At 57.3% G+C, this 17,441-nt stretch carries 17 protein-coding genes and 1 pseudogene; 6 read left to right on the top strand and 12 right to left on the bottom strand.

The window, feature by feature from the left end:
• Positions 1–9 precede the first annotated feature (9 nt).
• On the bottom strand, positions 10–777 hold the full coding sequence (locus HV127_RS18390) for a phytanoyl-CoA dioxygenase family protein (RefSeq protein ID WP_182237762.1): 768 nt from the start codon (positions 775–777) through the stop codon (positions 10–12).
• Between the two features lie 253 nt (positions 778–1,030).
• Here HV127_RS18390 and HV127_RS18385 point away from each other — a divergent pair, with 253 nt between their 5' ends.
• Complete coding sequence (locus HV127_RS18385; RefSeq protein ID WP_182237760.1) at positions 1,031–1,864, top strand: AraC family transcriptional regulator; 834 nt, start codon at positions 1,031–1,033, stop codon at positions 1,862–1,864.
• Positions 1,865–1,875: 11 nt separating this feature from the next.
• Here HV127_RS18385 and HV127_RS18380 read toward each other — a convergent pair whose 3' ends face one another.
• The 8 genes from HV127_RS18380 to hpxU all read right to left on the bottom strand — a co-directional run bounded on the left by HV127_RS18380 (position 1,876) and on the right by hpxU (position 9,725).
• Positions 1,876–2,778, bottom strand: coding sequence for a GGDEF domain-containing protein (locus HV127_RS18380; RefSeq protein WP_182237758.1), 903 nt, complete (start codon positions 2,776–2,778; stop codon positions 1,876–1,878).
• A 556-nt stretch (positions 2,779–3,334) separates the two neighbouring features.
• Entirely contained in the window at positions 3,335–4,585 is a 1,251-nt protein-coding gene (hpxK, locus tag HV127_RS18375) for an allantoate amidohydrolase (RefSeq protein ID WP_139541126.1), read from the bottom strand.
• The gene (locus HV127_RS18370; protein ID WP_139541125.1) at positions 4,582–5,823 is read right to left on the bottom strand and encodes an alanine--glyoxylate aminotransferase family protein; all 1,242 of its coding nucleotides are present in this window, start codon (positions 5,821–5,823) and stop codon (positions 4,582–4,584) included. The genes hpxK and HV127_RS18370 overlap by 4 nt, the downstream gene beginning before the upstream one ends.
• A gap of 10 nt (positions 5,824–5,833) precedes the next feature.
• Positions 5,834–6,574 carry an amino acid ABC transporter ATP-binding protein gene (locus HV127_RS18365; RefSeq protein WP_004100907.1) on the bottom strand — a complete coding sequence of 247 codons (741 nt, stop codon included), beginning with the start codon at positions 6,572–6,574 and terminating at the stop codon, positions 5,834–5,836.
• Positions 6,555–7,211: an amino acid ABC transporter permease gene (locus HV127_RS18360; protein ID WP_180349658.1), complete on the bottom strand. Its 657-nt coding sequence runs from the start codon at positions 7,209–7,211 to the stop codon at positions 6,555–6,557. Before HV127_RS18360 ends, HV127_RS18365 begins: the two co-directional genes overlap by 20 nt.
• Positions 7,211–7,876, bottom strand: a complete 666-nt coding sequence (locus HV127_RS18355) for an amino acid ABC transporter permease (protein ID WP_182237756.1) — start codon at positions 7,874–7,876, stop codon at positions 7,211–7,213. Before HV127_RS18355 ends, HV127_RS18360 begins: the two co-directional genes overlap by 1 nt.
• A 9-nt stretch (positions 7,877–7,885) precedes the next feature.
• Positions 7,886–8,671 (bottom strand): transporter substrate-binding domain-containing protein, encoded by a 786-nt coding sequence (locus HV127_RS18350; RefSeq protein WP_139541124.1) that lies wholly within the window; start codon positions 8,669–8,671, stop codon positions 7,886–7,888.
• 214 nt (positions 8,672–8,885) lie between these two features.
• Complete coding sequence (hpxU, locus tag HV127_RS18345; protein WP_182237754.1) at positions 8,886–9,725, bottom strand: MurR/RpiR family transcriptional regulator HpxU; 840 nt, start codon at positions 9,723–9,725, stop codon at positions 8,886–8,888.
• A gap of 168 nt (positions 9,726–9,893) precedes the next feature.
• Between hpxU and hpxW the strand changes: the two genes are divergently transcribed.
• Genes hpxW through hpxZ form a run of 4 tightly spaced genes read left to right on the top strand, consistent with a single transcriptional unit; the run spans position 9,894 to position 13,452 of the window.
• Positions 9,894–11,477 carry an oxamate amidohydrolase gene (gene hpxW, locus HV127_RS18340; protein WP_182237752.1) on the top strand — a complete coding sequence of 528 codons (1,584 nt, stop codon included), beginning with the start codon at positions 9,894–9,896 and terminating at the stop codon, positions 11,475–11,477.
• A 9-nt stretch (positions 11,478–11,486) separates the two neighbouring features.
• Positions 11,487–11,675 (top strand): oxalurate catabolism protein HpxX, encoded by a 189-nt coding sequence (gene hpxX, locus HV127_RS18335; protein WP_142512370.1) that lies wholly within the window; start codon positions 11,487–11,489, stop codon positions 11,673–11,675.
• On the top strand, positions 11,672–13,069 hold the full coding sequence (locus HV127_RS18330; RefSeq protein WP_182237750.1) for an AtzE family amidohydrolase: 1,398 nt from the start codon (positions 11,672–11,674) through the stop codon (positions 13,067–13,069). The genes hpxX and HV127_RS18330 overlap by 4 nt, the downstream gene beginning before the upstream one ends.
• Positions 13,066–13,452 carry an oxalurate catabolism protein HpxZ gene (gene hpxZ, locus HV127_RS18325; protein ID WP_182237748.1) on the top strand — a complete coding sequence of 129 codons (387 nt, stop codon included), beginning with the start codon at positions 13,066–13,068 and terminating at the stop codon, positions 13,450–13,452. The genes HV127_RS18330 and hpxZ overlap by 4 nt, the downstream gene beginning before the upstream one ends.
• 180 nt (positions 13,453–13,632) lie before the next feature.
• Here the strand turns inward: hpxZ and puuE are convergent, their stop codons facing one another.
• Together puuE and HV127_RS18315 are read right to left on the bottom strand one after the other, a co-directional pair.
• Positions 13,633–14,532, bottom strand: a complete 900-nt coding sequence (gene puuE, locus HV127_RS18320; RefSeq protein WP_228727533.1) for an allantoinase PuuE — start codon at positions 14,530–14,532, stop codon at positions 13,633–13,635.
• A pseudogene (locus HV127_RS18315) lies at positions 14,417–15,196 on the bottom strand (aspartate/glutamate racemase family protein); the annotation flags it as partial. The gene puuE and the pseudogene HV127_RS18315, both read right to left, overlap by 116 nt.
• A 99-nt stretch (positions 15,197–15,295) precedes the next feature.
• Here HV127_RS18315 and HV127_RS18310 point away from each other — a divergent pair.
• Positions 15,296–15,928: a hypothetical protein gene (locus HV127_RS18310; RefSeq protein WP_001567369.1), complete on the top strand. Its 633-nt coding sequence runs from the start codon at positions 15,296–15,298 to the stop codon at positions 15,926–15,928.
• A gap of 28 nt (positions 15,929–15,956) precedes the next feature.
• Here the strand turns inward: HV127_RS18310 and HV127_RS18305 are convergent, their stop codons facing one another.
• Positions 15,957–17,360, bottom strand: coding sequence for an ISNCY-like element ISKpn21 family transposase (locus HV127_RS18305; RefSeq protein ID WP_001567368.1), 1,404 nt, complete (start codon positions 17,358–17,360; stop codon positions 15,957–15,959).
• Positions 17,361–17,441: the final 81 nt, after the last annotated feature.

The raw sequence follows: 17,441 nt of genomic DNA, 5'->3' as shown, positions 1-17,441 counted from the left end.
ACTTCAGATTTACTCCACACCCAGCAGCCATTTCTGCGCAGGCGTCAGGCGGCTGGCGGTTTCCGGCGTCAGCCAACGCTGCTGATCCTGCTGTGCGGTATCTTCGCGGTCGATATACAAACTGTGCAATACGCGCCTTCTGCTGCCGATACGGTTGCGCGTCCCGCCGTGCCAGGCATGGGCGTTGTAAATCATTACGCTACCCGCTGGCGCGGCAAACACCACCTCATCAGGATGCGTCAGCTCTGGATTATCCAATACCTCTTCCGGCAGCTCAGGTCGGTGGTGCGTTCCAGGAATAATGCGCGGTGCGCCGTTTTCCGCACTTAGATCATCAATAGCCCAGATAGCATTAACCAGATGCACTTTCGGGAAATCCGGACGCGGCTTTTTCCAGTCCGCATGCAGCGGCTGATGGCCACCGTTAAACAGCGCTTCCCGCGCGTTCAGGCTGGAGACTTTAAAATCGCCCTGAAAAATATACTGACAGGCAGAAAGGACCAGCGGATGGGACCAGACTTTCTCCCAAACCACTCCTTTATTAATCAGATTGGCAATCCGCGTTGCCGTCGCCTCCTGATGGTGCTCAATCGCGAGGTTATCACCCTCTTTCTCGACGATAGCATCGATAAGCGTACGCATTGCCTCCAGCCACTCCGGGTCCGCCACGTTATGCACGACGGTGTAGCCCAGGGTATCCAGTTCCTGTTTCATTTCCGGGGTCAGCGCAACGTTCGCCCCCAGCGCTTCCAGATAAACCGCAGATTGTTGTTCCATATTTATATTCCTTAACTTATCGATAACACAAAACAAACTCTAATCTGTGCCGACCGGGAATACATGAGGCCAAAACTACGAAAAACTGGACAAGCGTACGCGGTAGGGAAAAGTGTGATGGCTATCAAAATCCAGTCACGACCTGAGACTCGCCAGGGCGGTCAATACCGGGGTAGTCTGATACAGGACAAATCACTGCTGATAAAATAGATTATAATCAACAGGATAATAGCTCTATTCTAAGGTCCACGGGATGATTGACGATCTGGCAGACATTTTAAATCGCTTAGTAAATCAGAAGGATAATCTGCACGTCAGGTTTCCCGAGCCGGATATCTCCGAGCCTGCGCTGGCGTTTAAAGTGCCTTTTCCGCGGCTGGAAATCGTGCTGGAGGGTGAACTGAAGGAAAATGGCTTGCCGCTGTCGGAGACGATGCTATCCACCTCGCAGGTGCTTTACGTCCAGGCGGGGAAATGGACCCAGCCGGAATGGACCGGACCGGCATCAACGCTAAGCATCCTGTTTGGCCGCCAGAAGCTCGGGTTTTGCGTTCAATACTGGGATGGCAAACAGCTGCGAACGGAAAAGCAGAACGTCGCTCGCCTCGGGCCACGCGTGGGCTCCTACCTGCTACTGTCGCTTAATGAAATCTGCTTACAGCCTGACCCGGTGACCGCCAGGCTGGTGGTCTCTGCGCTCTTGAGCCACTGCCTTGAGCAACTGGTTGGCCTGGAGATGCGGGTCAGCCGTAGCCGCGATCTGTTTATGGCAGTGCAGGATTATCTGGAAGAGCATCTCAGCCAACCCCTGACCCGCGAGTCGGTAGCGAAACGCTTTCATATCACGCCTAACTATCTTTCGCATATTTTCCAGAAATCAGGTTCCGTCGGCTTCAACGAATTCCTCACCAGCGTGCGCCTGGAGAAAGCGAAAAAGCTGCTGCGCGGCTACGATCTGAAAGTAAAAGAGATCGCCCATAACTGCGGATTCGTCGACAGCAACTATTTCTGCCGGGTGTTTAAACGCTATACCGAGCGCTCGCCTTCCGAATATCGCCGTCACTGCCGCAGCGCGCAGCAGGGATAACTCAGGCCGCGCTATGCGGCCCACTCCACGCGCCCGCGACCGCTATTTTTCGCCTTGTAGAGCGCGTCATCGACCTTTTTAATAAACTCATTCTGCGGTTCATCCTGTTTGCGCAGGCCCACGCCAATGCTGATCGACAGCGGATTATCGTGATTAATCAGGATTGCGCGGGCATTTTGCAAAATTGACTGCGCCAGTTCATCAACTTCCTGCGCCGACAGGCCATCAACAATAATGGCGAACTCTTCTCCGCCGATCCTCGATGGCAACACCTTATCGCTGGTGAGCTTCGCCAGCTGCTTACCGAGGGCAAACAATACTTCATCGCCCACCAGATGGCCGTAGGTGTCATTGATTTTCTTAAAGAAATCGATATCGACAATCATTAACGCCAGCGGATGCCCCTCTTTCTCACGGATGGTGTCGATAAAGAAGCGGCGGTTTGGCAACTGGGTCAGCTCATCCTTCAGCGATTGAGAACGCGCATCGACGTACAGAAGATTAATACGCTCGATGATTTTGTAGATCCCGATAGCGGTCAGCAGCATCCCGGACAGGCGCAAGAGGTCTTCACAGTAGTAGCCCATCCAGCGCGGCTGGCGGAAGATTTCGTCCATCAGGTCAAACGTTCCCCCGGCAATCCACAGCAGCAGTCCGTAGCGTACCCAGTTAACCGCCACGTGGTTCATGCGTACTTTGGTTGAACTCCACAATATAAACAGCAGAAAAAGCAGCGCCAGGAGGTCGATATACATTCCAGGGTTAGACAAAATCACGCTCCAGGGCCCCAGCGGCGGCGATACAAATGCACACAGGCCGGATACGGCAACGATCGTCAGCAGTGCGGGAAGAAAATGCGTTCGGGAAATAGCGGAGAGTGGTTGAATATTGATATTTTTTTCGCGTTCAGGCATGGGTAGGTCTCTCAACAACGTGGCTTACCATGTGTTAAGCATACCAGCCAACGGTGTTCGAGCGAACTTTAAAGGCGCATTGCCCGTAAATGGGGGATATCAGCGAAAGAGAGAGTGGACTGACCCCGCGGAATTTTTCCAACGTACTACCAGTCCATGGCGACGAAGTCAGTGCCGCGGATGGTATAGGGTTCTCCTGATAGGGATTTAGCTATCGGTGCGGGTTGGGGAGGACTTTTTTGGACTGTGGGAGGTGGTTTCCAGGTTTGGTGGGTTGGGATTATATGAAATTATTATCGAAGTGATGTTTGCAGGAGGGCATCTGAGATTCACCCTATCAAACATTTAATTTGAGATTGTTATTGCATCAGGCCCCTTTCAAAACCAAAGAGTGATCGGTCAGATGGCTGCGAGTGTCTTAATTGCAAGAGCACAGGAGGGAGACGCAGCGCTGAAGCTATCCCCGGCTCGCGCTGCGCTTAACCGGGCTACAGGTTTATAACCGTCTGCGATCGAGTAGCCCAGACAGATGCGCAGCATCGCCTCCGGGATCCGTTTACAGCTTCAACACCGCGCGCGAGTATGCGTCTATCGCCAGCGCCACATCGTCGGCGGTAACCGACTCGGCGGGGTGGTGGCTGATGCCGCCTTTGCAGCGCACAAACAGCATCGCTGACGGCCAGCGTTCGGCGATAGCGATGGCATCATGCCCGGCGCCGCTCGGCAGGCTAACTGAACGCCCCTGCACCTCCTGCACCGCCTCGCTTAATACCCGCTGCAATTCGCTATCGCAGGCGGTGGCGGCAATGCGGTAAAACTCTTCGGCGCTGAATTGCAGCTGGCGACGAGCGGCAATTTCCTGCGCACTCGCGAGTAGCCTGCTCAACAGCGCATCGAGCGGCTGGTCGTTCGGCCCGCGAATATCGAGGGTCAGCGTCACTTCGCCGGGGATCACGTTAACCGCGCCAGGGGCGCAGCGCAGCGTCCCTACCGTAGCAACCAGATTCCCACCCTGCTCGCGGGTCAGGGTCTCGACCAGCACCATCCACTCGGCGGCGGCGGCCAGCGCATCTTTGCGATGACTCATCGGCACCGTCCCGGCGTGCCCTGCCTCGCCGGTAAAGCAGCAGTTCAGGCGGCGTGCGCCGTTGATAGCCTCCACCACGCCCAGCGCCAGACCTTCCTGCTCCAGACACGGCCCCTGCTCGATATGCAACTCCAGATAGGCGGCAATCTCCTCCTGGCTGCGGGCAGCAAGGTGAATACGCGCCGGATCCAGCCCGGCCAGCACCATCGCTTGCGCCACGCTGACGCCATCGGCATCGGTCTGCGCCAGCCAGCTCTCAGGCCAGGTACCGGTCAGCCCGCGGCTGCCAAGCAGCGTAATGCCAAACCGCGTCCCCTCTTCATCGCAAAAACCGACAATCTCGATAGCCTTTTTCAGCCGCCGCCCCTGCCGGTGCAAGCTGTGCACCACCTCAATCGCCGTCAGTACGCCGAGCATGCCATCGTAGCGCCCGGCATTGCGCACGGTATCAAGGTGCGACCCCAGCAGGATAGCCGGCGCGCCTTCCTGTTCCCCTTCGTAGCGCCCGCAAATATTGCCGACGCTGTCCTGCCAGACGGTCATTCCGGCCTGGGTCATCCATAGCGCCGCCTGCTGGTTGGCCTGCAGATGCTGGGGCGACAAATAAACCCGGGTCAATCCCTCCGGCGTTTCGCTGATTGCGGCCAGCTCATCGGCACGGGCCATGACCCGCGCTGCGGCCTGCTGCATCTCCGCCTGCTGGCGTGTTGTTTGACTCATTGCGCGCTCTCGCTGCGATAGTGATCCCACGCCGCCTGCATCGCTGCGCCCTGAGTGGTCGAGAATTTGAGATAGTTGAGCACCGACTCCAGCGCGCTGAGGGTGGTCATCACGCAATCCTTACGCGCGTTGTAGCCCATGGTGCCGATACGCCACACTTTGCCGTGCAGCGGGCCAAACGAGGTACCGATTTCAATGCCGAAATCTTCCAGCATCAGCTTGCGCGCCTGGTCGCCGTTGATCCCCTGCGGGATCACCACCCCCAGCACGTTGTTCATCTTATGTTTCAGATCGCCGAAGGTCTCCAGCCCCATCGCCTGGATGCCTTTTACCAGCGCGTCACCGTGCAATTTATGGCGGGCGATACCGTTATCCAGACCTTCCTGCAGGATCAGACGCGCGCATTCGCGGGCAGCAAACAGCGCCGAAGTGGCTTCGGTATGGTGGTTCAGGCGCTCCGGCCCCCAGTAATCCATAACCATGCCAAGGTCGAAGTAGTTGGAGTAGATCATCTCTTCGTCACCGTCGCGATGGGCATCGGTACGGATCCCCTCTTCCACGCATTTACGGCGGCGAATGGCCTCTTCCATGCGCGCGCTGAGCGTCACCGGCGAGGTGCCGGACGGGCCGCCGAGGCATTTTTGCATCCCCGCCGACACCGCATCCAGCTGCCAGGCATCGGTTTCCAGCGGGTTACCGCCCAGCGAGGCGGTGGCGTCGGTGTAAAACAGCACGTCGTAGCGGCGGCAGATTTCCCCCAGCTCCGCCAGCGGCTGCAGCATGGTGGTGGAGGTATCGCCCTGTACCGTTAGCAGCAGACGCGGGCGCACGCGTTTGATGGCATCTTCAACCTGATCCGGGGTAAACACCTCACCCCACGGCACTTCAATGGTGTGTACTTCCGCCCGGCAGCGGCGGGCGATTTCACACAGCAGATGACCAAAGCGACCAAATACCGGCACCAGTACCTTGTCGCCGGGACGAATAGCCGAAATCAGAATCGCCTCAATCCCCGCCCGAGAGGTTCCGTCCACCAGCATCGTCCAGCGGTTTTCGGTCCGAAATACGCCACGGTACAGCGCCATGACCTCATTCATATAGTGGGTCATCGCCGGGTCATACTGGCCAATAAGCTGGCTCGACATGGCGCGCAGCACGCGCGGGTCGGCGTTAATCGGGCCAGGCCCCATCAGCAGGCGCGACGGCGGGTTGATTTGCGAAAACTGAGTGATATCCATCTTTAAGTCCTTATTGATTGAGGCCGCGCACGGATGAAATAAACTGCTTCAGCTCGCTGGTCTGCGGGTTGGCAAACAGCGTTTTGCTGTCGCCCTGCTCCCAGACCCGTCCCTGATGCATAAACACTACGCGGTCGCCCACTTCGCGGGCAAAATTCATTTCATGGGTCACGAGAATCAGCGTCATTCCCTCCGCTGCCAGCTGCTCCAGCACTTTGAGCACTTCGCCAACCAGCTCCGGGTCCAGCGCCGAGGTTATCTCGTCACAGAGTAAAACTTTTGGCGACATCGCCAGCGCCCGGGCAATCGCCACGCGCTGCTGCTGGCCGCCGGAAAGACTGGACGGGTAGTAATCAAGCCGGTCGCCAAGCCCGACTTTCTCCAGCATCCGCTGGGCCAGTTCGCGGCACTCGGCGGCGCTCTTTTTCAGTACCCGGCGCGGTGCCAGCATAACGTTTTCCAGCGCCGTCATATGCGGGAACAGGTTAAAGTTCTGGAACACCATGCCGATAGAACGGCTGATTTCCCGCGCCTGGGAATCGCGGTCGGTAATGGTCATCCCGCCGAGCTTAATGCTGCCGTCCTGATAGCCTTCAAGACCATTAATGCAACGCAGCAGCGTGCTTTTGCCGGACCCGCTGCGGCCGATAATCGAGATAACTTCGCCCATATCGATATCCAGATCGACACCCTTGAGCACGTGGTTATCGCCGTAATACTTCTGCATCTGATTAATGGTGATGAGAGGCATTGAATTTGTTCTCCAGATAACGGCTGTAGCGGGACAGCGGGTAACACAGAATGAAGTAGCCCAGCGCCACCAGCGCAAAGACTTTAAACGGCTGATACGTCACGTTGGTCAGCATCGTTCCCGCTTTCGTCAGCTCGACGAAGCCGATAATCGACGCCAGCGCCGTGCCCTTAATCACCTGGACGGCAAAACCCACCGTCGGGGCGATAGCGATCCGCAGCGCCTGCGGGGCTACCACCCGAAATAGAGTCTGACCAAAGCTCAACCCCAGACAGCGCGAAGCTTCCCACTGCCCTTTTGGTAGAGCGCGAATGCTGCCAAACCAGATATCGAGCAAAAAGGCGCTGGTGTAAAACGTTAGCGCCAGCGACGCCGCGGTCCATGCCGAAACGTCAATGCCGAACAGCGCCACGCCGAAAAAAGCCAGAAACAGCTGCATCAGCAGCGGCGTTCCCTGAAACAGCTCGATATAGCCGCGGATCAGACGTTTGACCTGGCGTCCACCGGTCATACGCAGCAGCAATAACGGCAGAGTGACCAGCGCACCGCCGATAAACGCCACCAGCGACAGCAGCACCGTCCAGCGCCCGGCGAGCAGCAGATTGCGGACAATATCCCAATCGGTAAAGGTGGTCATCATGCCTGCACCCCCAGCCATTTACGCCCTGTCGCCATCAGCAACTGGCGCATCGTTATCGACAGCACTAAATAAATGCCCGTCGTCACCAGATACACCTCAAAGCTGAGGAAGGTGCGCGACTGAATCAGGTTGGCGGCGAAGGTCAGCTCTTCATAAGAGACCTGCGACACCACCGATGAACCGAGCATCACGATAATGCACTGGCTAACCAGCGCCGGATAAATACGCTGTAGCGCGGGCGGCAAAATCACCTGAATAAAGGTCTGCGTTCGGGTCAATCCCAGCACGCGCCCTGCCTCCCACTGCCCTTTCGGCGTCACCTGAATTCCGGCGCGCACGATCTCGGTACTGTAGGCCCCGAGGTTCACCACCATCGCCAGCAGCGCGGCCTCGCCCGCCGTCATCTTTAGCCCCAGATTCGGTAAGCCGAAGACGATAAAAAATAGCTGAACCACAAACGGCGTGTTGCGAATCAGTTCGACATACCCGCCCCAAATTCGGCTGAACCACGAGGTGCGCCCGCTGCGGATAGCCGCGCCCAAAATGCCTATCGTCAGGCCGCCGATGGTCGCCAGCACCGTCAGCTGAATGGTCACCCACAGCCCCGCCAGCAGCTCCGGCCAGTGCGGCCAGAGCTCAGAAAAATGAAGTTGCTCCGTCATGCCCGGGCCTTACGCGCCAAGGTTGGCAGGCAGCGGCGCTTTCAGCCACTTTTCAGACAAATCGTTCAGCGTGCCGTCTTTGACGCCTTGCTCAATCAGCGCATCCACTTTCGCTTTCAGCGCCGGTTCATTCTTTTTCAGCCCGATAAAGCACGGCGAATCTTTCAGCATAAAGCTCGGCACCGGCGCTTTATCCGCGTTCTGCCGCGAGATAGCCGCCACCACCAGGTTGCCGGTCGCCACATACTGCACCTGGCCGGAAAGATACGCCGACAGCGTGGTGTTGTTATCTTCGTAGCGCTTAATCTGCGCCTCTTTCGGCGCTACGCTGGTCAGCACCATGTCTTCCACCGCGCCGCGGGTCACGCCAACGCTTTTCCCGCTCAGCGCCGCCGGGTCTTTCAGCTCAGCGCCTTTTGGGCCAAACACGCCGAGGAAGAACGGCGCGTAGGCGCGGCTAAAATCAATCACCTTCTCGCGTTCGGCGTTTTTACCGAGGCTGGAAATCACCAGATCCACCTTATCGGTTTGCAGATAAGGTACGCGGTTGGCGCTGGTGACCGGCACCAGCTGCAATTTGAGTTTCATCTCTTTGGCGAGGTAGCGCGCCATGTCGATGTCGTAGCCCTGCGGCTGAAGGTCGGTACCCACCGAGCCAAACGGCGGGAAATCCTGCGGCACCGCAATGCGGATAACGCCGCGTTTTTCAATATCCTGGAGCTGGTCAGCCTTCGCCGCCGACAGGTTGGTTAACAGACAAGCGGCCCCGGCCAGTGCGATCAACAGTTTCTTCATGATGTTTACCCGTTACGTTAGCATGAAACAAAAGATTCTTTAAAGTCACTTTTGCAACTAATGTGCCAGATAAATCTCAGCGTTAAGCTATTCACCAAAATTCAGTTAACCGCAGGGAATAAAAGAGAAAGAGATGAATTAAGAGGAAACGGAGGTGCGTCTCCTCGTTATTTTAGTGCACCGAAACTATGCAAAGCACCACGCTGGCGCCCCATTATCGTTGTTCAAGTTCGTCCAGTTGTTGGTAAAGGGTCGCTATGTCGTGAATGCGCGGACGCCCTTTATCGAGGATTTCATGCAGGAAAGCGTTCGCCAGCAGATTGATCAGGCTGTTGACCGAGGCGTAGCTGTCGTAGGCCGATACGCTATCCAGCGGCGCGCAGAGCTGCCAGCGCGCGAGCGGAAACAGGCCATGAGCCTGCGGCTCGCACATCAGCAGAACCGGGATCCCGCTGCTCTGTAGCTGCTGCAACAGTGGGCGAATGATTCGCGGGCGGCGGCGAAACGCCATCACCACCACCAGATCCTCGGCGGTTAAATCCACCAGCTCTTCGCTTAAGCTTTGCCCCGGCTGCGGCAATATTTGCACCTGCCCACGCGCCTGTAATAGCTGCTGGCGCAGGTGCAGCGCCGCAGGATAAGCATTGCGCATGCCGACAATAACAATACGCCGGGCGGCAACCAGCGCCTGAATCGCCTCGGCGAACTGCTGCACATCCAGCGCGTTGACCCACTGGGTCAGGTTCGCCATCTCCTGTTTATAATGGCGCGCCAGCAGCGTATTGCCCTGCACCGCATCGCGGTTGTCGGTCAGCGGCATGCCGCTCTGGCGCAGCGTGCGCAGCTCATCGCGCATATCTTTATATTTCTCATAGCCCAGACGCTTGAACAGACGGCTGACCGTGGCCTTCGATACGCCGCTAAGCTGTGCCAGCTCTGCGCTGTTGTAACTAATCAGGTCATCAAAATGATCGAAAATAAAATCCGCCACCCGCTGCTCCTGGGGCGATAAAGACGCGTACTGCTCTTTTAGTCGTTCATCAAGCTGTTGCATAAGACCTCTGTAACTTTCGTTTCACCGCATCATAACCGTATCCGCTTTCATAATGCATGCCAGTTCCGCAAAAAATGCGCGGTGTCGGCAGCGGTTGAAACTTTACGTTCAGACATGGAACAGCTTTTGCAACCCTCAGCAAACGATTCTGTTAATTGAGGACACTCCATGCAAAGTCATGTTGCCGCCCATGGGATGGCGGTCGCCCCCCATCATCTGGCCAGCCAAAGCGCGCTGGCGGTTCTGCGCGAACGGGGAAGCGCGATCGAAGCCATGGTCGCCGCCGCCGCGACGATTGCCGTGGTTTACCCGCATATGAACGGACTCGGTGGCGATGGTTTCTGGCTTATCGTCCCGCCCGAGGGCGACCCCATTGCCATCGACGCCAGCGGCGCGGCGGGTTCGCGGGCAACGCCGCAGGCCTATGCCGGGCTGGCGCACATTCCCCATCGTGGCCCGCAGGCAGCGCTGACCGTGGCGGGAACCGTTAGCGGCTGGGATGAAGCGCTGAAGATTTCGCGCGATTTAACCGCAAGAGAGCTGCCGCTGGCGCGCCTGCTGGAGGACGCCATCGGCTACGCGGCAAACGGCATCCCGGTCACCGCCTCGCAGGCCAGCGCAACCGCCGGTAAATTCAGCGAGCTGCGCGACCAGCCCGGCTTTGCCGAAACGTATCTGGTCGACGGCCAGCCGCCGAAAGCCGGCAGCCGCTTTTTACAACCGGCATTGGCGAACACCTTGCGTCGTTTAACAGAGGAAGGATTAGACAGCTTCTATCGTGGGCCCCTGGCGGAGCATCTGGCTCGCGGCACGGAAAAGTACGGGCTGCCGGTGACCCTCAGCGACCTGCAGCAGCATCGCGCCCGCCGTCCGCAGCCATTGAGGCTCGCTCATCAGCACGGCGAACTGTGGAACCTCGCGCCGCCGACTCAGGGGCTGGTTTCGCTGGCCATTCTCGGCATTACCGACCGGCTGGCGATGGCCGAGGCCGACGAGGCGATGACCGTCCACCGCATTGTTGAGGCGACCAAGCTGGCCTTCGGTCTGCGCGACGCGCATATCACCGACCCGCGCCACCTGGATGTCGATATTCAAAGCCTGCTGGAACCCACCGCGCTACAGCCGCTGGCGGATAAAATCAACGACCAGCAGGCCGCTCCGTGGGGCGCAGGCAAAGGTCCGGGCGATACGGTGTGGATGGGCGTAATCGATAAAAACGGCCTTGCGGTTTCCTTTATCCAGAGCCTCTACCACGAGTTCGGCAGCGGCGTGGTGCTGCCGGATAGCGGGATCGTCTGGCAGAACCGTGGAGCGTCGTTCAGCCTTGACCCGAGCCACCTGCTGGCGCTGGCCCCCGGTAAGCAACCGTTCCATACCCTGAATCCCGCCGCCGCACGGCTAAACGATGGCCGGGTGATGGTTTATGGCTCGATGGGCGGCGACGGCCAGCCGCAAACCCAGGCCGCCATCTTCACCCGCTACGTAATGCAAAATGCGCCACTGCAGGAGAGCATCACCCGGCCGCGCTGGCTGCTGGGGCGCACCTGGGGACAAACCTCTGACTCACTCAAGCTGGAGGGCCGCTTCAGCGCTGAAAGCATCGCCCAACTGCGCGAGCTGGGGCACGACGTTGAAGTTCTGGCCGATTTTAGCGAAGCCATGGGCCACGCCGGGGCAATTGTTCGCCACCCCAATGGCCTGTTTGAGGGGGCCAGCGATCCGCGCAGCAACGGCTCCGCCGCCGGATATTAGGAGCAGATAATGAACACACCGCACAATGAATGGGACGCTTATCTCACACAAATGGAACAGTTGCTGGCGCTGGAGCTGGACGAAGAACGCCGCGCAGAGCTCAGAGTGCAGTTCAGCCGCATTGCGGCGATGGCCGGGCCGCTGCTGGCCTTTCCCCTCGACGAGCGCATCGAAATTGCCGGAGTGTATAAAGCATGAAGCTCAATGAAATGACGATTCACGAAATACAGCGCGCGCTGACCAGCGGTGAACTCAGCGCCAAAGAGATTGCCCGCCATACGCTGGAGAACATCGCCCGCGTTAACCCGCAAATCAACGCCTGGACCCACGTCAGCGAAAAGCGAATGCTGGCAGAGGCGGAGAATATCGACACCCTGCGGCGGGAAAAAAAGCCTCTGCCCGCGCTGGCTGGCGTTCCCTATGCGGTGAAAAATCTGTTTGATGTCGCCGGACACACGACCCTTGCCGGAGCGCAGCTGCTGAGCGACCGTCCTGCGGCGACTGCCGATAGTTGGGCGGTACGCCAGCTGCATAGCGCGGGCGCGCTGCTATCCGGCATGCTGAATATGGATGCCTACGCCTACGGTTTTACCACCGAAAATAGCCACTACGGGGCGACGCATAACCCGCACGATCTTTCGCGGATCGCCGGAGGTTCTTCAGGCGGATCGGCGGCAGCGGTGGCCGCCGGGCTGGTGCATTTTTCGCTGGGGAGCGATACCAACGGCTCTATTCGCGTCCCGGCCTCGCTGTGCGGGATATTTGGCCTGAAGCCAACCTTTGGCCGCTTGTCGCGCTCCGGTAGCCATCCGTTCGTCGCCAGCCTTGACCACATCGGCCCGTTTGCCCGCAGCGTTTGCGACCTTTCAGCGGTTTATGACGCGCTACAGGGCCGCGATCCCGCCGATGGTTTTCAGGCTGACAAGGCCAGCGAGCGCACGGCGAATCTGCTGCCGCGGGGCCTGGAAGGCCTGCGCTGCGCCACCCTCGGCGGCTATTTTTCAACCTGGTGCGATAGTGATGCGCGTACCGCTGTCGCCCGCGTAGCCCAGGCGCTTGGGGCGCATGAAGAGCTGATCTTCCCGGAGGCCGAACTGGCCCGGTCGGCGGCGTTTATTATGAGTGCCTCTGAGGGGGGAAATCAGTACCTGCCCGCCCTGCGCCGCGAACCTGAACGTTTTGAGCCAAACTCCCGCGAGCGCCTGCTGGCAGGGGCGATGATTCCAGCGTCCTGGTATCTCCAGGCCCAGCGCTTCCGCCGCCACGCGCAGCTGGCATTTAAAGCCCTGTTCGCCCACGCCGATGTGCTGATCGCCCCGGCGACGCCTTGCAGCGCCACGCTCATCGGCGCGCAGACGATGGAGATCAACGGCCAGCCGCTACCCATTCGCGCCAGTATGGGAATGCTGACCCAACCTATCTCTTTCCTGGGTTTACCGGTGACCACGGTACCGCTGCGCACGGCGAGCGGGCAGCCGATTGGTCTGCAATTAATTGCCGCGCCGTTTAACGAACAAGCCTGCCTGCGCGTGGCGCGGGCGCTGGAAGAGATGGGCATGACCGATGCCCGACCTGCGGAGATAGCTGCATGATGACGCAAGAGCATATTAACCGCCCGCTCGTCCTCGCCGAGGTAACGGCGGCGTTTTACCGCTATGAGGAGGCGCTGGTGAGCAATGATATTGCGGTGCTGGATGAGCTGTTCTGGCACGATAAGCGCACGGTGCGGCTGGGAGCCGGGGAAAATTTATACGGCATCGATGAAATTCGCGCCTTCCGCGCCGCCCGTCCTGCCGCCGGTTTGCAGCGCGAACTGCGACACACCACCATCACCACTTTCGGTGAAGATTACGCGGTGTGCAGCACGGAATTCACCCGCGAAGGCAGCGAGCGCATTGGCCGCCAGCAGCAAACCTGGGTGCGTTTCCCCTTTGGCTGGCGCATCGTCGCCGCCCAGGTCAGTTTGATGAGTTAAATCCTTGTGCATTTCCCGGTGGCGCCACGGCTTCCCGGGCTAAATACTGTGATCCGGTAGCCCGGACAGGCGCAACGCGCCGTCTCCGGGGATATCACCCTCAAAGCGAGAGGGAGCATTCCGTGCCCGTACTTACCTTAACCACGGGGTTCACTAGCACCTGCGACCCGGGGAACAACGTTACCCACCAAACGGATGAAATTCGCGCCAGTGGTCGGCAATCTGCTGACGGGTACAGACCCAAACCTGGTCGTGCTGCTGAACATAATCAAGGAAACGCTGCAGGGCACGGAAGCGGCCCGGACGCCCAAGCAGGCGGCAGTGCATGCCGATGGACATCATCTTCGGCGCGCTGGCCCCCTCTTCATACAGCACATCGAAGCTGTCTTTCAGATAGGTGTAAAACTGCTCGGCGGTATTGAACCCTTGGGCAGTGGCGAAGCGCATATCGTTGGCGTCGAGGGTATAAGGCACGATCAGATGCGGCTTACGCGTACCGTCGCTGCACGCCACTTCGCTCCAGAACGGCAAATCGTCGCCGTAATAATCGCTGTCATAATCAAAACCGCCGTGTTCAACCACCAATTGGCGGGTATTGGGGCTATCGCGCCCGGTGTACCAGCCGGTGGGCGGTTTGCCAAACAGATCGGTTAACACCTGCACCGCTTTATTCAGATGCTCCCGCTCCTGCTCAATGGGCATATTCTGGTAATGGATCCAGCGCCAGCCGTGGCTAACCACGTCATAGTTCGCCGCTTTAATCGCCTCGACCACCTCGGGATGACGCACCAGCGCCATGGCGACGCCGAACACGGTCAGCGGCAGTCCACGCTTGCTGAACTCATTATGGATGCGCCAGAAACCCGCACGGCTGCCGTACTCATATAATGAATCCATCGACATATGGCGGTCAGGATAGCTGGCAGCACCGATAATGTCGGACAGAAACTGTTCGGAACCGGCATCACCGTGCAGCACATGGTTTTCCGAACCTTCTTCGTAGTTCAAAACAAACTGCACGGCAACCCGCGCGTTGTTCGGCCACTGCGCATGCGGCGGCTGCCCGCCGTAGCCGCGCAGGTCGCGCGGATAATCGTCTGCCCAAAATGCCATCTGCCACCTCTTCAATTTAAAATGGATTTAATGCCTGAAATTTGCCGCTCAACGCCTTAGCTTCGGGAAAGGCCAGATCGCCGTGCTTGCTGGTAGACAGACCTAACGCCACCAGCGACTCAACCATTTTGACCGCCGCGCTGACGCCATCAATTACCGGCACGCGCAGCTCGCGAGTCAGCTCCTGAGCGATCGTCGCCATCCCGCCGCAGCCCAGCACGATAGCCCCGCAGCCATCCTCCTTTAGCGCCTGAATACAACGCGCGCGCACCTTCTCCTGGGCCAGACCGCTGCCGTCTTCCAGCGCCAGCACCGGTAAATCAATCGCGTGCAGCGCGGCGCAGTGGTCGTGAAAACCATACTGATGCAGGAGATGACGAGCGATAATTAAGGTGCGCGGTAGCGTGGTCACGATGGAGAAACGGGTGGCGACCAGCGTCGCCATATGCATCGCCGCTTCCGCAATCCCCACCACCGGCCCTTGCGCTAGCTCGCGCGCTGCCAGCAGACCCGGGTCGCCGAAGCAGGCAATCACGTGACCATCCACCCCCAGTTGACGACCGGCTTTAATCTGCTCGAGCACGCCGACGGCGGCAATGGCTTCATCAAAATGCTGTCAAGGCTCAATTGAAATGTCCGTTATCCAGCTCAATTAAAATGACCACTTTGATCTCTCATTCTCTTTACTGATAGACTTTCCTCCGACTGAAACAACAGGATGATTGAGCCCATGCTTCGATACGAGTTAACGCCGAACAATGCAGGTTTTATACTGTGGGGAGATTCAGAAGCCCTGAATGAATTACATGAACTCATTCATTACATCGTGGATGAAAGCCCACTGATTAAAGTTAAAGACGGATTTATGTTATCCCTTGCCTATGATATTCGTAAAGCACGGGAAGGTAATCGTCGTGTTGAGCAACATCAGTATGATCAACATGATACATATAAGCTTTATGGTGTTGAGCTTTTATGGCCTCTGGTCCTGGTACAGTCCTCAATACTCAGAAACTCAATGGGTTATATTCAGACAGACAAAAACCAGCTGTCTGTCATGTATGCCTTTGAATACCTGATAGAATCAGCATTAACAGAGTCTGAGAGAACAACGTCGAATGATATTATGCTAACAGTAAAATATGCATCAGACTCTGATTTTAATTTCATTGAGGATAATATTGACAGCAGGTGCTGCTATTTTATCAGCCTATCTCCGGAGCAAAGAAAAAAGCAGTTAATCAGTATTGTTCGTTCTTTTCATTCATTATGGGGTAAGTATGCCCGTGAAAAGCAGGACATAAAGATGCTGAACGAAATGAATAATACATCATGGGTCTGGCCGGACAATATCAACTGGTGAGCAACCACTGTCCGGCCAGTGAGTACCATCAGCGGGCTCTTTTACCAAAAATGTCCTCTGAACGTGACTGAAGCTGTTTGAGTGCTTCGAGCATGTCATCATTATCCAGTGAGCGCTGGGATTTCTTCCCTTCCTGCTTTGGCCGTCGTCGGGAAGGGCCATCTCCAGCGGGAATTGACTGAGAGCGCGTGTTATCCCGCTTGCTCTGCACCAGACTGATAAACTCCAGGGTTCGGCCAAGACGCTTGTTATCGACAATCGCGCCCTGGTCGATTTCTGACAGTCGGTCGTAGGTAGAGTAGGGAAGTAGCGTACCGTTCAGGCGCAGCTCTTTTCTGCCATCAGGATAGTGATACACATCGATATATTTACCTATTGCACGGCGACTCAGTTCGCTGTCTTCAATCAGGTACAACATTTTATCATATTGTATCGTCAACGATTTTGAGACTTTACGTTTTTCACGAACAGTGAAAATAAGCCCCAGGTCCTCATCATGTTCTACAGCACGGTGTACGTCAAAATCATGTCGCGGTACTTTGCCAAAACGGCGGTTATAGTCAGCCATATAGGCCTCAGCGAAGTCATTTGCAGCCTCCATTGAACAAATGCCCTGTAACCGCAGCTCTTTGACCAGACGATCCTGTAAAGTGAGGTGAGCTCGTTCTACACGCCCTTTGGCGGGACTGGTTTCTGCACAGATAGTCTGGATGTTCAGTTCATGCATGGCTCGCCCAAACTGAGTATGCCCGTCTCCGCCTGTGGCGTGTTTATTGTTAACACGAAAAACACCGGCTTTATCGCTGTACAGTGCCAGCGGTTTACCATGCTTATCGATATAGCGCCGCGTGGCTTCGAAGTAAGAAAACGTGGACTCCGATTTAACAAACAACAGTTCCATCAGTTTGCTGGTTGCATCATCAACATAGACCAGCGCGGTGCAGGCCGGGCCACGGCCTTCAAACCAGTCGTGATCACAGCCATCTATTTGTATCAGCTCACCAGTACACGGACGCCGGTACCGTGGTTGAGGGATCCTTGCGGCACGTTGTTTACGGGGAACCCATAAGCCAGCCCGCACCATGATGCGCCGGACAGTTTCTTTGCCAAGAAACAGTCCGTGGAGTTCTTCGAGCTTTTCACGCGCCAGAGTCGGACCGAAATCAGCATAACGCGTCTTGATCAGTTCCAGAGCCTGATCTGCGAGCCCGGGTGGCAACTGGCGGTTACCACGCATGCCACATCGTCTGCTGGCCATACCAAGCGGTCCGCCTTCACGGTAACGGGCAAGAAGTCTGCGGCATTGCCTGTCGCTGATACCGAGGTGCTCGGCCGCACGGCGCGTTGTGATGCGACGTTCAATGACGTCCTGTATAATCTTGATCCGGTTGATCTCTTTCAAAGTAAACACTCCTGAGCTTTCTGCGCTCATGATATGCCTCCCGGTAGTTTAAACGGACCAGTGAAGCTTACCATAGCGCGGACATCTGAATTGAGCCACAGGCGGACATTA

The sequence above is a fragment of the Klebsiella sp. RHBSTW-00215 genome, from assembly GCF_014103785.1.
Classification (GTDB): domain Bacteria; phylum Pseudomonadota; class Gammaproteobacteria; order Enterobacterales; family Enterobacteriaceae; genus Klebsiella.
This window is presented reverse-complemented; position numbering and strand designations above follow the sequence as displayed.

Coding starts and splice junctions, on each gene's coding strand:
- HV127_RS18390 (WP_182237762.1), bottom strand. CDS start 777: ATGGAACAACAATCTGCGGTTTATCTGGAAGCGCTGGGGGCGAACGTT.
- HV127_RS18385 (WP_182237760.1), top strand. CDS start 1,031: ATGATTGACGATCTGGCAGACATTTTAAATCGCTTAGTAAATCAGAAG.
- HV127_RS18380 (WP_182237758.1), bottom strand. CDS start 2,778: ATGCCTGAACGCGAAAAAAATATCAATATTCAACCACTCTCCGCTATT.
- hpxK (WP_139541126.1), bottom strand. CDS start 4,585: ATGAGTCAAACAACACGCCAGCAGGCGGAGATGCAGCAGGCCGCAGCG.
- HV127_RS18370 (WP_139541125.1), bottom strand. CDS start 5,823: ATGGATATCACTCAGTTTTCGCAAATCAACCCGCCGTCGCGCCTGCTG.
- HV127_RS18365 (WP_004100907.1), bottom strand. CDS start 6,574: ATGCCTCTCATCACCATTAATCAGATGCAGAAGTATTACGGCGATAAC.
- HV127_RS18360 (WP_180349658.1), bottom strand. CDS start 7,211: ATGACCACCTTTACCGATTGGGATATTGTCCGCAATCTGCTGCTCGCC.
- HV127_RS18355 (WP_182237756.1), bottom strand. CDS start 7,876: ATGACGGAGCAACTTCATTTTTCTGAGCTCTGGCCGCACTGGCCGGAG.
- HV127_RS18350 (WP_139541124.1), bottom strand. CDS start 8,671: ATGAAGAAACTGTTGATCGCACTGGCCGGGGCCGCTTGTCTGTTAACC.
- hpxU (WP_182237754.1), bottom strand. CDS start 9,725: ATGCAACAGCTTGATGAACGACTAAAAGAGCAGTACGCGTCTTTATCG.
- hpxW (WP_182237752.1), top strand. CDS start 9,894: ATGCAAAGTCATGTTGCCGCCCATGGGATGGCGGTCGCCCCCCATCAT.
- hpxX (WP_142512370.1), top strand. CDS start 11,487: ATGAACACACCGCACAATGAATGGGACGCTTATCTCACACAAATGGAA.
- HV127_RS18330 (WP_182237750.1), top strand. CDS start 11,672: ATGAAGCTCAATGAAATGACGATTCACGAAATACAGCGCGCGCTGACC.
- hpxZ (WP_182237748.1), top strand. CDS start 13,066: ATGATGACGCAAGAGCATATTAACCGCCCGCTCGTCCTCGCCGAGGTA.
- HV127_RS18310 (WP_001567369.1), top strand. CDS start 15,296: ATGCTTCGATACGAGTTAACGCCGAACAATGCAGGTTTTATACTGTGG.
- HV127_RS18305 (WP_001567368.1), bottom strand. CDS start 17,360: ATGAGCGCAGAAAGCTCAGGAGTGTTTACTTTGAAAGAGATCAACCGG.